Annotated in this window: 14 protein-coding genes; 9 read left to right on the plus strand and 5 right to left on the minus strand. The window is 54.8% G+C overall.

The features are described 5' to 3' along the window. Window positions 1-197: 197 nt before the first annotated feature. The 7 genes from ACEW72_RS00500 (at window position 198) to ACEW72_RS00530 (ending at window position 6,173) form a co-directional block, all read left to right on the plus strand. On the plus strand, window positions 198-2,387 hold the full coding sequence (locus ACEW72_RS00500) for a PQQ-dependent dehydrogenase, methanol/ethanol family (RefSeq protein WP_373474416.1): 2,190 nt from the start codon (window positions 198-200) through the stop codon (window positions 2,385-2,387). A gap of 108 nt (window positions 2,388-2,495) precedes the next feature. Then, window positions 2,496-2,849: an ATP-dependent Clp protease adapter ClpS gene (gene clpS, locus ACEW72_RS00505; protein ID WP_373474417.1), complete on the plus strand. Its 354-nt coding sequence runs from the start codon at window positions 2,496-2,498 to the stop codon at window positions 2,847-2,849. Continuing rightward, complete coding sequence (locus ACEW72_RS00510; protein WP_373474418.1) at window positions 2,846-3,574, plus strand: SDR family oxidoreductase; 729 nt, start codon at window positions 2,846-2,848, stop codon at window positions 3,572-3,574. Before clpS ends, ACEW72_RS00510 begins: the two co-directional genes overlap by 4 nt. Then, window positions 3,574-3,855: a hypothetical protein gene (locus ACEW72_RS00515; protein WP_373474419.1), complete on the plus strand. Its 282-nt coding sequence runs from the start codon at window positions 3,574-3,576 to the stop codon at window positions 3,853-3,855. The genes ACEW72_RS00510 and ACEW72_RS00515 overlap by 1 nt, the downstream gene beginning before the upstream one ends. 6 nt (window positions 3,856-3,861) lie before the next feature. Beyond that, window positions 3,862-4,173 (plus strand): DsbA family protein, encoded by a 312-nt coding sequence (locus ACEW72_RS00520; protein WP_373474420.1) that lies wholly within the window; start codon window positions 3,862-3,864, stop codon window positions 4,171-4,173. A 26-nt stretch (window positions 4,174-4,199) separates the two neighbouring features. Further along, on the plus strand, window positions 4,200-5,480 hold the full coding sequence (gene murA / locus ACEW72_RS00525) for a UDP-N-acetylglucosamine 1-carboxyvinyltransferase (RefSeq protein WP_373474421.1): 1,281 nt from the start codon (window positions 4,200-4,202) through the stop codon (window positions 5,478-5,480). A 66-nt stretch (window positions 5,481-5,546) separates the two neighbouring features. After that, entirely contained in the window at window positions 5,547-6,173 is a 627-nt protein-coding gene (locus ACEW72_RS00530; RefSeq protein ID WP_373474422.1) for a LuxR C-terminal-related transcriptional regulator, read from the plus strand. A 282-nt stretch (window positions 6,174-6,455) separates the two neighbouring features. On the opposite strand, the gene ACEW72_RS00535 is transcribed toward ACEW72_RS00530, so the two are convergent. From ACEW72_RS00535 to ACEW72_RS00555, 5 genes are all read right to left on the minus strand, one after another. Next, complete coding sequence (locus ACEW72_RS00535; protein ID WP_373474423.1) at window positions 6,456-6,707, minus strand: ribbon-helix-helix domain-containing protein; 252 nt, start codon at window positions 6,705-6,707, stop codon at window positions 6,456-6,458. Between the two features lie 33 nt (window positions 6,708-6,740). Beyond that, window positions 6,741-7,463, minus strand: a complete 723-nt coding sequence (phbB, locus tag ACEW72_RS00540) for an acetoacetyl-CoA reductase (protein WP_373474424.1) — start codon at window positions 7,461-7,463, stop codon at window positions 6,741-6,743. Window positions 7,464-7,554: 91 nt separating this feature from the next. Beyond that, complete coding sequence (hemH, locus tag ACEW72_RS00545) at window positions 7,555-8,553, minus strand: ferrochelatase (RefSeq protein WP_373474425.1); 999 nt, start codon at window positions 8,551-8,553, stop codon at window positions 7,555-7,557. Further along, a complete protein-coding gene (locus ACEW72_RS00550; protein ID WP_373474426.1) occupies window positions 8,553-10,829 on the minus strand; it encodes a molybdopterin cofactor-binding domain-containing protein in 2,277 nt (758 codons plus the stop codon). Before ACEW72_RS00550 ends, hemH begins: the two co-directional genes overlap by 1 nt. Next, window positions 10,826-11,800, minus strand: a complete 975-nt coding sequence (locus ACEW72_RS00555) for an Mrp/NBP35 family ATP-binding protein (protein ID WP_373474427.1) — start codon at window positions 11,798-11,800, stop codon at window positions 10,826-10,828. Before ACEW72_RS00555 ends, ACEW72_RS00550 begins: the two co-directional genes overlap by 4 nt. Before the next feature lie 71 nt (window positions 11,801-11,871). Here ACEW72_RS00555 and hflK point away from each other — a divergent pair, with 71 nt between their 5' ends. Together hflK and hflC are read left to right on the plus strand one after the other, a co-directional pair. Next, window positions 11,872-13,011 (plus strand): FtsH protease activity modulator HflK, encoded by a 1,140-nt coding sequence (gene hflK, locus ACEW72_RS00560; RefSeq protein WP_373474428.1) that lies wholly within the window; start codon window positions 11,872-11,874, stop codon window positions 13,009-13,011. After that, a complete protein-coding gene (gene hflC, locus ACEW72_RS00565; RefSeq protein ID WP_373474429.1) occupies window positions 13,011-13,841 on the plus strand; it encodes a protease modulator HflC in 831 nt (276 codons plus the stop codon). The genes hflK and hflC overlap by 1 nt, the downstream gene beginning before the upstream one ends. The last annotated feature ends 91 nt before the right edge of the window (window positions 13,842-13,932 follow it).

Consider the following 13,932-nt stretch of genomic DNA (forward strand, 5'->3'; position numbering starts at 1 on the left):
GAGTTGGAGCACTGACTTCACCTTGGAACCCCTCTCCAACTTCGCCTAGGCCTTCGGCCAAGGCTTCGTATCCTCTCCCCTGAAGGAGAGAGGGGACTCTCCCCAGCTCTTCCCCTCCCCCAACTTAACCGCCCGCTTAAATTCCCACTGGACGAACAGGCTTTGCGCGCATAGCTTCCGGACTTGGGAGAGAGCATATGATCAAAAAGCTTGGGCTGGTTGCTGCTGCGGCGGCGCTAATTTTGATGACGGGTTCGTGCCAGAATACCGAGGGGCCAACGGACGTCTCCGGTTTTGCCGCCATTGATGGCGATTATCTGGAAACCGGTGGTGACGGGTCGAACTGGGCCATGACCGGTTTCAGCTATAACGAACAACGCCACAGCCCACTGACCCAGATCAACGCCGACAATGTAAAGGATCTGGGCATCGCTTGGTTCACCGACCTGCCCGATGCGCGCGGACAAGAGGCAACGCCCGTCGTGGTCGATGGCAAGATGTTCGTATCCACCGCCTGGTCGAAAGTGCTCGCGTTCGACGCCAAGACAGGCAAACCGCTGTGGAGCTTCGATCCGCAAGTGGACAAGGCACGTGGGGTGAAGGCCTGTTGCGATGTCGTCAACCGCGGCGTCGCCTTTTGGAAAGGCAGCGTTTTTGTCGGCACGATTGACGGCCGCCTTATTTCCCTGGATGCCGCCACCGGTAAACAAAACTGGAGCGCGCAGACGCTTGACCTTGAATCCAACGGCACCATCACAGGCGTACCGCGAGTCGTAAAGGACAAGGTTGTCATCGGCTTTGGCGGCGCGGAATTTGGTGCGCGCGGCTATGTCACCGCGTATGATGCGGCAACCGGCAAGCAGGCCTGGCGTTTCTACACCACACCCAATCCCAAGGGCGAACCCGACGGCGCAGCCAGCGACGAAATTCTGAAAACCGCAGCAACCACTACGTGGAGCGCCAAGCCTAAAAAGGGCGACTGGCGTGAAAGCGGCGGCGGCGGCACGGTTTGGGATGCAATTGTATACGACGCAGAGTTGGATCAACTCTACCTCGGCGTCGGCAATGGCAATCCGTGGAACCATGGTGTGCGTTCCAATGGAGAAGGCGACAATCTTTTCCTGTCGTCGATCGTCGCGCTGAAACCCGACACCGGCGAATATGTCTGGCATTATCAGGAAACTCCGGCGGAAAGCTGGGACTATACGGCAACGCAGCCGATCATCCTCGCCACCGAAATGCGCGAAGGAAAGGATGTGAAGGTCCTCTACCACGCACCGAAAAACGGCTTTTTCTTCACGATTGACCGGGTAAGCGGCAAGATGTTGTCGGCCGATCCCTTTATCGACGGCATCACATGGGCATCGGGCTATGACCTGAAAACGGGCCGCCCGATTGAAAAGCCGGAAGCGCGCTATGAAAATACCGGCAAGCTTTATATGGCCAACCCGTCCGCGCTCGGTGCTCATAACTGGCATCCGATGAGCTACAATCCCGCAACGGGCCTCGTTTATATTCCGGCGCTTTATATCGGGGGTGCCTATATGCCGCCCGTCGCGCCAAACGAACAGGAGCGCAAGGCGTTGGGCTTTAACATCGGCGGTGCAATGGCGACTGCCGATCTGCCCGACGACATAAATTTTGTAAAAGCGGTCAAGGCCGCCACCAAAGGCAAGCTGGTCGCCTTTGACCCCAAGACGGGCAAGGCGAAGTGGACGGTCGACCATCCCGCATCGTGGAATGGAGGCACGATGACGACGGCGGGTAATCTGGTGTTCCAGGGCACCGCCTTGGGCGAATTCCGCGCCTATGCGGCCGATACGGGCAAGCAATTGCTCAACCTCAATGTGCAGTCGGGCGTCCTGTCGGGTGCCTCGACCTATACGGTGGACGGCGAACAATATGTCGCTTTCCTGACCAGCAAGGGCGGCGCCTTCCCTCTGGTATCGGGCTATGCAGGTTCCGCCAGCTCGGCGGTGCCCAATATCCCGCGTCTGATCGTGCTGAAGCTAGGCGGCAAGGTCGCCCTGCCCGCGCTGCCCGAAACACCCGCTTATGTGTGGGACCCGCCCGCGAAGATCGGCACGGCTGCCGATATTGCGGCAGGGCAGTCGAATTTCCAACGCTATTGCCTTGTTTGCCATGGCCCCGGTGCCGTGGGGAACGGGGTGCTACCCGACTTGCGTAAATCGGCGTCTATTGCCGATGCAGGCACTTGGAAATCGGTGGTCATCGAAGGCGTGCTGAAAGGCAATGGCATGGTCAGCTTCGCCTCGGTCCTGACGCCTAAGGAATCCGAACAAATGCGCGCCTATGTCATTAGCCGCGCACATTATGCCAAGGCAAATGACGCGGGACTTGGCGGGGGCGTAAAAGCGACGAAATAGGGGTAATAAAGCGAAAGCCAATATGTACCAGAATGCGAACTCATTTGGGCATGTGACGAATTGCAAATTCGCCCCTTGCACTCTGCCCCTGCCCTATCCTATTTTAGCATGATGCAGATAAAGATGATTGATGACGAAGATGGCGACGACAAGGGTGGGAGCGGACGCCCCGGTGTCGGCCTTGCCACACGCACGCGGCCCAAGACGCAGAAGCCCAGCCAGTACAAGGTGCTATTGCTGAACGATGACTACACCCCGATGGAATTCGTCGTTCATGTTTTGAAGGCCTTTTTTTCGATGGACACCGATCAGGCCACTCGCGTGATGTTGCATGTCCACCAAAAAGGAGTCGGGGTCTGCGGCATATTTACCTATGAGGTTGCCGAGACCAAAGTCACGCAAGTGATGGATTTTGCTGCCAAAAACCAGCATCCGTTGCAATGCACGCTTGAAAAAGCGTGACCAAATCTGCTCTGATTGTCGGGGCGGGTGATGCAACGGGCGGAGCGATTGCCAAAGCTTTCGCCCGTGAAGGTTATGCGGCCTGCGTCAATCGGCGATCCCGGAACATTGATCAACTCAACGCATTGGTCCAGTCCATTCGAGACGAAGGCTTTACCGCGCATGCCTATCCCGCCGACGCACGCATCGAGGATGAAGTGCAAAAGATGGTGGACGCTATCGAAAGTGACGTTGGCCCAATTGAAGTGGCGGTCTTCAATATCGGTGCAAATGTAAACTTCTCGGTGCTCGAGACCACCGCGCAAGTGTATCGCAAAGTATGGGAAATGGCGGCTTTTGCAGGTTTCCTTATGGGCCGTGAAGTAGCCAAACGCATGGTCGAGCGCCAGTCAGGCACGATTATATTCACAGGCGCGACCGCTTCCTTGCGCGGTGGCCAAGGCTTTTCTGCATTTTCAGGCGCGAAGGGCGCGCTTCGTATGCTGGCGCAATCGATGGCCCGAGAATTGGGACCGCACAATATCCACGTCGCCCATGTCATCATTGATGGCGGCATAGACACAGATTTCATTCGTTCGATTCACCCCGATTTCGATTCGGCTAAAGCCAACGACAAGGTTTTGTCGCCAGATGCGATTGCCGCACAATATGTTTCCATTCACAAGCAGCACAGAAGTGCATGGACGCATGAGATGGACTTGCGACCTTGGGCGGAGACATTCTGATGGCACGGAAATTTGAATTTTTATTCGATGTCGGTGCACCCAATGCCTATCTGGTGCACAAAATTCTGCCCGAATTTTGCGTGGTTCACGATGCTGATGCTGTTTATAAACCCGTATTGCTTGGCAAGATATTCAAGGCGACCGGCAATCGCGCACCAATGCTGCGTTATGCCGATGCGCCGGCAAAGCTTGCTTATGAACAGCTTGAATTCATGCGTTTTATCCGGCAACATCATATCGATGCGTTTCGAATGAACCCGCACTTTCCGGTAAATTCCTAACTCGCGATGAGGGTGATTTGTGCAACACAAGACAGCAATGATTTCGCGCCTGCCATTGATATAATGATGCGTGGAATGTGGGAAGATGGGCTCGACCTGGCGCAACCACAGATTGTGGAAGACCTGCTGTCTCAAAAGAATCTCGATGGAAAGTCATTGGTTGCCAAGACAGATGACGATGTCGTCAAATTACGGCTTATCGAACAAACCGAAGCCGCAATCAAACACGGCGTATTCGGCGTCCCCGCCTTTTTTGTTGGCGAAGAATTATTTTGGGGCAAAGAACGTCTCGCTCAAGTTGCAGAGGCGCTTGCCTGAAAACCGTTTCCCGCTAAATACCGGCAATGGACAAGATAATTGTACGCGGCGGCAACGCGCTTAAGGGGAAAATTCCGATATCGGGGGCAAAGAACAGCGCGTTAACGCTGCTGCCATGTGCATTGCTTACGGACGAGCCGCTAACGTTGCGCAACTTGCCACGATTGGCCGATATTGACGGGTTCCAGCATTTGTTGAACCAGTTCGGTATTTCCACTGCCATAGCCGGTTCCCGTCCCGAAGATTTTGGCCGCGTCATGACGTTACAAGCCACCCGCCTGACGACGACCGTGGCTCCGTATGAATTGGTCCGCAAAATGCGCGCGTCGATTCTTGTACTCGGACCGATGGTGGCACGAGCAGGCGAAGCAACTGTATCGCTACCTGGGGGATGCGCTATCGGCAACCGGCCTATCGATTTGCACCTGAAAGCATTGGAAGCATTCGGGGTCGAAATTGAGCTGGCCGCAGGCTATGTGAAGGCCTTAGCACCCGACGGCATTCCGGGCGGAACCTATACCTTCCCGGTCGTGTCAGTGGGCGCGACTGAAAATGCATTAATGGCAGCCAGCCTCGCCAAAGGCACCTGCGTTTTACACAACGCGGCGCGTGAACCTGAAATTGTCGATTTGTGTAATTTGTTGGTTGATATGGGTGCTGAAATTGAAGGTATTGGTTCGTCAGACCTTGTCATCCACGGCAAGGATCGCTTGCACGGCGCAACCTATCGGGTGATGAGCGACCGGATCGAAGCGGGCAGCTATGCGTGTGCCGCGGCGATTACCGGCGGTGATGTCGAACTGATCGGTGCCAAAGCCGACGAGATGGATGCAACCGTTAACGCCTTGCGTCAGGCCGGTGTCACGGTCGAGGAAACCAAGACCGGTATCAGGGTCACGTCGGACGGCAAGTTGAAACCGCTGACGATATCAACCGCCCCCTATCCCGGCTTTGCTACTGATATGCAGGCCCAATTCATGGCCATGTTATGCATGGCCGACGGTGCCAGCGTATTGACCGAAACAATCTTTGAAAACCGCTATATGCACGTTCCGGAATTGAACCGCATGGGCGCGCATATTGAAACCAAGGGCCGCACCGCGATTGTGCACGGCGTCAAGCGCCTGACCGGCGCGCCCGTTATGGCGACTGATCTGCGCGCATCGATGAGCCTTGTGATCGCCGGGCTGGTTGCCGAGGGTGAGACACATGTCAGCAGATTATACCATCTCGACCGGGGCTATGAACGGTTGGAAGAGAAGTTGCAGCTAGTGGGTGCAGATGTGGAGCGGGTCGGGTCGGATTGACAGGGCGCATGACGCCCCTTGCCAAAGCGACATTTTTACGTCATTTTCATTTCGAGATATGACCCGATGACAATCCAGACATCTTTACCAAAGCGAATGCGCCACCCGGTTCTGGAATCAATACGCCATAGCCCTATAGCAACCGTGGTCAGTGACCCGTTGCAGGCCGACAATCCCCTCATTGCCGTCAACGCCGCTTTTTGTGCGATGACCGGCTATACCGAGGAAGAATCGATTGGTCGCAACTGCCGCTTTTTACGTGGCCCGGATACCGAGAACTCGCAGACAGAAAAGCTGCGCGAGTCCATTCATGCGCGGCGTCCCGCGTTGGCAGAGCTTATCAATTATCGTAAGGATGGCTCACCCTTTCGCAATGCGGTCATGATCGCACCGCTGTTCGGCGACGATGGTGAACTTGAACTGTTTGTCGGCTCACAGATAGAAGTCTTGCCCGATGAAGAGAGTATTGCTGTGGTGCGGCAACAACAGGCCGCTGAAATCGTCGACCGCCTGTCACCGCGCCAGCGAGAGATTCTGCAGCAAATGGCACAGGGTTTCCGAACCAAACAAATCGCATTCCGTCTGTCGTTGAGCGAAAAAACAGTGCAGATGCACCGAATGCTGATGTTCAAGAAATTATCAACGTCCAACGCCGCCGACGCCGTCCGCATCGCGGTGGAGGCAGGGCTTTAGGATAAGAACCTGGGGTCTTACCGCAGTTCGCCTATATAGGCCAAATCCGGTATTTTGTTTTCGGTGCTCGTGGAGCATTATCGTAACAACAGGCGAACGGCATTTCCATTCGGTACTGCGCCCGGTCTTATCCCTCCCTCGATACAGTGGGCGCTTTGGTCAGAATGTAGCAACCCTCCGCTGCTAATGGCTACCGATATTTGCCGTCTGCCTGTAACCTTTTACCAAACGCATCATCCGGATATTGCGTGCAATACCGGGTCGCAATTGTACCGCCATAGCCTAGCTATCGGCGGTACCTTTTTGCCCTGCCACTAACCATAAGCGAATAGCGCTCGCCAAGCCGCAGGGGGTATTTGATTCCAGCCGCTCGACATCGATCTGCGCCACAAGGGCGTTGACAGGCAAATTTTTACTGTCAGCTGCCAATTTTAGCGCATCCCAAAACAGCGGCTCCAGACTGATCGATGTCTGGTGCCCGGCAATCGTCATGCTGCGCTTGACTGGCGGGTGATAGATTGAAATGCCTTTCACAAATGCTCACCCCGCCATCAAATCTAGTTTCGCTTAATACATATGCTGGCCACCGTTGATCGACAATGTCGATCCGGTAATAAATCCGGCATTTTCGCTCGTCAGAAACTCGACACCACGCGCAATTTCATCCGCATTGCCCAGCCGCCCGACAGGAATTTGTGCAACGATTTTTTCCATGACATTTTCAGGTATCGTGGCCAACATTTCGGTACCGATGTATCCCGGGGCGATAGCATTGGCGGTCACGCCATAGCGTGCACCTTCCATCGCCAGCGATTTTGTAAAGCCATGAATCCCTGATTTGGCGGCGGCATAGTTGACCTGCCCAATCTGTCCGCCCTGCCCGTTGACAGACCCGATATTGACGATGCGGCCCCACTTGCGTTCACGCATTCCCGCAAACACTGCCTTCGCCATGTTGAAGCATCCGGTCAGATCGACGCGGATGACTTCGTCCCATTGTTCGAAAGTCATCTTAACCATCGTCGCGTCACGGGTTATTCCGGCGTTGTTGACCATGATTTCAATCGGGCCAAATTCTGCCTCGATTGCGGCACAAGAATCAATGCAAGCTTCGTGATTACCCACATCCCATTTGCGAACGGCAATGCCCGTACGGTCGGAAAAAGCTTTGGCTGCGACGTCATTACCGCCATAATTGGCAACAACGACACGTCCTTTTTCTTTTAATTTCAGACTTATCGCCTCACCGATGCCGCGAGTTCCTCCAGTGACGACCGCAATACGTGACATAACTCTCTCCTGTTTGTTGTCTTGTTATTTTACGATGAATAACCAGACAGCAAACAAGTGCAAGTTGACGCTAGCGTTAGTGCACAGCAATTCAAACCCAGCCGGAAACTTCCCGGCGAATGACGGTTTCCAGCATATCCATTCCGATCGTGCTGTCGTTCAAACAGGGCAAATATGCGAAATGCGTCCCGCCCGCTTCTTCAAACTGTTCATGGCCTTGAATAGCCAGTTCCTCCAGCGTTTCGAGACAATCAACCGAAAATCCCGGCGCGAAAATTGCTATCTTTTTTTGGCCGGCGCGTGCCAATTGCATGATGGTGTCATCAGTTGCCGGCTCCAGCCATTTGGCGCGACCAAAGCGTGATTGGAAACTGACCACCAGTTCGCGCTCCATCGCTTCTGAAAGAAGCCGTGCGGTTTTTTGGCAATGGCAATGATAGGGATCACCCCGATACAAAGTCCGTTCGGGCATCCCATGAAAGCTGATAACCAGTGCGTCGGGGGTAAAATCGAGTTGCGCCAATGACGCCTCGACCGACCCTTTCAACGCATTGATGTAAGCGGGATCGTCATGATATGGCGGCAGGGTGCGTAATGCGGGATGCCAGCGCATTTTTGTGAGCGCGGCATAAGCTTCATCAAGCACTGTACCCGTCGTTGCCCCGGAATATTGGGGATAAAGCGGCGCAATCAGAATGCGATTGCAACCGGCTGCTTTCATCGCCGCCAATTGGTCTGGAACCGACGGGTTGCCATAGCGCATGGCATGGCGGACATCGGCTTCGCCTTGCATCCGCAATCCAAGAGCCTTGCATTGTGCGATGGTAAAAAATGCCAGCGGTGACCCGCTATCTGTCCAGACTTTTGCATAGGCTTTGGCTGATATTTGCGGACGGGTGTTCAATATGATCCCACGCAAAATGGGCTGCCAGATCAGCGGGGGAATTTCAACGACGCGGCGGTCCGATAAAAACTGCTTCAAATAGCGCTTAACGGCCGGCGTGGTTGGCTCATCGGGTGTGCCGAGATTGACAAGCAAAATGCCGATTTTGGGTTGAGCGACCACTGGATGTTCTGCAGGCTTCTCCATTACAGCCCCCGCGACAATAACGGCAATTCGCGCAGGCGCACACCCGCAGCGGAAAATAGCGCATTGGCAACCGCCGGTGCAACGGCAGGAACCCCCAATTCGGAAACGCCACCCGGCTCATCATCGCTGCGGATAAATTCAACTATGATTTCGGGAATATCGGCAAGAACGGGAAGATCGATTTCACGCAATCGCCTGACCGTCGGCCACCCATTTGCAAAATCGGTTGCAACTCCGACCGCTTGCGCCAAGCCAAAGATAATACCGCTTTCTATCTGTTGCCTTGCCAAATCGGGGTTTATCAATCGTCCGCAATCAACCATCGCCGAAATCCGTTCTACCCTTACGCCATTTTCGCTGGTCCGCGCGCTGGCGATGATGGCAATGTGGCTGCCCCGCATCGAATGGCATGCAAGACCGTTGCTGCTTCCGGAAACGCCGCCGTCCCATCCGGCCATCGACGCCACACCAGTCAGGCATCGCGCCAGCCGTGTTTGGTCAACCAGCATCTGCATCCGGAATGAAAGCGGCTCGATACCAGCCTTTTGGGCCAATTCATCAATGAAGGATTCGATGAAAAAACAGGTATAACTATGTGCCAGAGACCTCCAAGGCCCTGTAACAATGGGCAAATCGACGGGAAAATGATCAATTGTCATATTGCTGATTGCATAAGGCGGAACAGCGCCGTCAATTGCAAGGGCGTCAAATTGTCCAGCGGCCGATTTTCGCGCTTCGACAGGGCTTTGCCCGTCGATCCGGTTCGCAAGTTCGCGCATTGAGGACGCAGCAGCAACGCGCACGGAAAGTCCGGCAACGCGGCCCTCCTGATCGAGTGCAGCCGTTAACCGCCCGAGTGCGGGCGTGCGGACATGGTCGCGGACCAGATCTTCTGCGCGTGACCAAATGAGCTGCACCGGGCGCCCGACCTCTTTGGCGATGACCGCAATTTGCGCCGCAATCTGATTGTCGAAATTTCGGTCGAAACTGCCACCCGCAATCACCGGGTATAAAGTTACATCATCGACATCGATCCCGATGGCCTTTGCTGCAGCTTCGCAGGCTGACTGCGGCGTTTGGCTAGCCAGCCACAATTGCAATCGACCATTTCGAAACTCCGCCGTTGCCGATCGCGTTTCAATCGGTGCGTGCACCGCCGCAGAAATATTATAATCCGCATTGAAAACGCGAGTTCCAGCTTCCTTTGTCAACGTGGCATCGACATCGCCCAGGCGCACCATCCGGGTACCCGGCCCGTTGGCGATAGCGGAGGACAGGCTATCGGCAATTTTCCCGCTATCAGCAACGCGGCCTTTAATTGAAAAAACCGGAGCTAGGGCGTCAAGCGCCTTGTTGGCAGCCCACCAATTGGTTGCAACAGCCGCCACCCAATCGTCTGTCCGCACAATATTGACGACGCCCTTAATCTTGAACGCCTCCTTGCTGTTTACCGATTTCAAATTCGTTCGCCCAACAGGGCCGCCCCTGACCGAGGCGAAGAGCATATCAGGCAAGCGGATATCGCCTGCGAAACTGGCGCTGCCGTCTACTTTAGATGATAAATCAAGGCGCGGGGCATCGCGACCCGACAAGCGGTTGCGCGGCGACGGATTCAATGGAACGGGTAATATGGGTTCGAACCCCGCAGCTTCGGCCACGAGATCGGCAAACGCGATCCGTTTTTTCCCATAAGTGACGAAGCCTTTATCTACCTGGCATTGTTCCCAATCGGTGTCCCAACGGGCGGCTGCCGCCTGACACAAAAGGACGCGCGCTGTTGCGCCAGCTTCGCGGCATGGCTTTTCAAATTGCCGGATGGACGATGATCCGCCAGTGGCCACGAATATTTCGCGGCGCGCAACTTCATTCAGTATGCCGGCGACCGGGCTCTGTTTGGAATCAAGTCCCATTTTTTCCGGCAGAAATGCAGATGCCCATTCACGCGCCAAAACGCCATTGGCGAAAACCGGATTGGGCGGCACCGGCTGCACCGCCACGGAACGCCAGTCCGCCCCCAGTTCGCCCGCCACAATCTGGGCGAGTGCAGTATAGACCCCTTGGCCGGACTCGCTTTGGGGAATGCCGACGATGACTTTGCCGTCCTCTGCAATTTTCAGCCAAGGGCCGAATGAATGCTCCCCGGACGCAGGTCGTAAATTGGGCTGATAACGGCGCGGCCATAAGCCCCATGCCACCACAAGCCCAATTCCAACGCCGCCGCTTATCAACAGCTTGCGGCGGGTCAATCCGCTTTCGCTATCGGCGTTCGCGTTCATGCGGCGTGGGCTTTTGGGTTATCGATCCAGTCACTGACTTGACGTGCGATTTCGGCGTATGCCCGACCAATCGGACCGTCGCTCAGTGCCGGTGGCGTACCAGCATCGCTGGCCAACCTGATATCGATATCCAATGGGATCCGTCCAAGAAACGGTATACCCAATTCGGCCGCAGCCGCCTCGGCGCCACCTGCACCAAAAGGATTGCTCATCTCTCCGCAATGCGGGCACAAATATCCCGCCATATTTTCGACCAGTCCGATTATCGGAACTTTAGCGGTGTCGAAAAAGCCAATAGCCCGGGTCGCATCCATCAGCGCGAGGTCTTGCGGTGTGGAAATGATCACTGCACCCAACGGTTTGTGTTTCTGGACCATCGACAATTGAATGTCTCCTGTGCCCGGTGGCATATCTACTATGATGTCCCGCACTTGGCCCCAATGGGCATCAACCAGTTGCGACAAGGCATTGCCCGCCATGGGACCACGCCATGCAATGGCTTGACCCGGCTTTGCCAATTGGCCCATCGACAAAAATGGCACCCCGCCGGCACCAATTACCGGAATCAGTTTTTTGCCATCAGCTTCAGGCTTATTATCCTCCGCACCCATTAGCCGCGGCTGGGACGGGCCATAAATGTCGGCATCTACCAAGCCGACGGAACGGCCGGCCAATTTCATAGCGACCGCCAAATTTGTGGACAGCGTGGATTTACCAACCCCGCCCTTGCCACTCGCGACTGCAATCAGGCGAGGGGTGACACGCTCTGCCGTCAGCATGATCCGAACGCTGTTCGCCCCGGCCTGTTCGCAGGCATGACGCAATTTTTCTTCAATCTGCACGCGCTCGTCGGTCGTCATATCTGATACATCAAGCATGAACGAAACGGCACCATCCTCCGCCTTCAGGCCTGTCGCACGCGGCCCTGCGATGGTAAAAACAAGTTGTGAAAAACTATCAAAATCGGTCATCCATCGCCGAATAGAATCAGAATTGCGGGATTGACACTGTTTTTCTGAAAAACCGTTCCTATAAAGGCAATATGAGCAAAAAAATCGACCAACAGGGCAGCAATATTTTGGCAGTTGATGGCAAGGGGCCTTGGGATTCCCCTGCATCGGGCGATCCGGGTAAAATTGGCAAGACCGGGGGTTCGGGATCTGGCGAGAGTGGTTCTAAACCTGAGCCATCAAATCCTTGGGACCCTGTTCCTATTCGCGGCGGACAGGCTGGACGTCAGCGCGGCCCTTCGCTTGAGGATTTGCTTCGCCGCGCCAGCGGGGGCAAAAATGGCGGATTCAGTGGCCTTCCCCCGCGAAGTAACGGGAAAAGCTGGTGGCCGATTATCGGTGGTGCCTTTATCGCATTGTGGCTGGTTTGGAGCAGTGTCCACCGGATAGGTCCGGAACAGGAGGGCGTGGTAACGCAGTTGGGCCGTTATGCGCGGACCTTGCAACCCGGTATCCAGTTCACTTTTCCTTCGCCGATTGAGGCCGTTGAAAAAGTCGACACCAAACAGATCCAGACAACCGCAGTGGGATCACCCAAGGCGAGTAGTGAAAATCTGGTTTTGACAAAAGACCAGAGCATTATCGATATGGCCTATGATGTGCGTTGGTCGATCAAGGAACCGGAACTTTACTTGTTCCAGCTTGAAAACGCCGATTCGACCGTCAAAGAAGTTGCTGAAAGTGCAATGCGGGCAGCGGTCGCCAATTTTGATTTGACGCAGGCCATAGGGCCGGGTCGCGGCGCGATTGAACTTGAAGTTCGCAGGCGTATGCAGCAGGTGCTCGACGAGTATCGCTCTGGCGTTTTGGTGCAGAGCATTTCGATCCGGCAATCCGACCCGCCAGCAGAGGTTAATGACGCCTTCCGCGAAGTCAACGCGGCACAGCAAAGGCGCGAAAGCTATATGAATGACGCCCGCGCTTATGCCAGCCGGGTTACCGAATTGGCTATCGGTGAAACCACTGAATTCGACAAAATCTATGTCCAATATCGGGAAGCCCCTGAAGTTACAAAAAGACGGCTTTATTATGAAACGATGGAGCAGGTTCTGGGTAAAGTCGACAAGACCATCGTCGAAACCGGAGGGGTAACCCCTTATCTGCCGCTGCCTGAATTCCAGAAAAAGGCAGCTCCCAAAAATGAAACCGTTACAGTGACGGGGAAGAAGTAATGCGTAATCCGCTATATATAGGCCTTTCCGTACTGGCTGCGCTGATCTTGCTCAGCATGTCGATTACAATCGTGCCCGAAACCCAGCAAGCCATCATCAGCAGCTACGGTAAGGTTGACCGCGTTGTGAACCCATATCGTAAAGGTGAGGTATTTGGCGATACGCGGGCCGGACTGACTTTCCGGATACCGTTGGTTGAACAGATCCAATTGATCGACAAGCGCGTCTTAAGCGTTGAAATGGAGCAGCAGGAAGTGCTGTCTACCGACCAGTTGCGATTGCAGGTCGATGCCTTTGCCCGTTTCCGGGTTACCAAACCGGACCAGATGTATCGCACGATACGCACCGAAGACCGGTTGCGTGACCAGTTGCGTACCATTTTGGGTTCATCGTTACGTAATGAACTTGGCAAGCGTACATTCGCGACATTGCTGAGTGCAGAGCGTGGCGAGGTCATGGAAAATATCCAGACGGCGCTTAATCGTGAGGCGAGCAAATATGGCGCAGAAGTAATCGACGTGCGAATCAAGCGCGCAGATTTGCCAGCCGCAACATTGCAATCGGCGTATAACCGGATGCGATCCGCCAGAAATCAGGAAGCAATTGCCATCGACGCCGAAGGCCAGAAAGAAGCGCAGATCATTCGCGCCGATGCAGAGGCCGAGGCTGCTCGTATCTATGCGATCAGCTATGGCAAGGACCCTGAATTTTACGATTTCTACCGCGCGATGCAAAGTTACCGCCAGACTTTCCAGAATGGCGAAGGTTCGACCAATATCATATTGTCTCCGCAAAATGCCTATCTGGAAAAGTTTCGTAACGGTCGTTAGTCGAACGGCAAACGACATTCGCCGGTTGGACCGGTGGCTATTCAATTGGCGTTCAGCTTTGTGACGCCATCGGGAAGCTGATTTTCGGGCA

It is taken from the genome of Sphingorhabdus sp., from assembly GCF_041737645.1.
Classification (GTDB): Bacteria; Pseudomonadota; Alphaproteobacteria; order Sphingomonadales; family Sphingomonadaceae; genus Sphingorhabdus_B.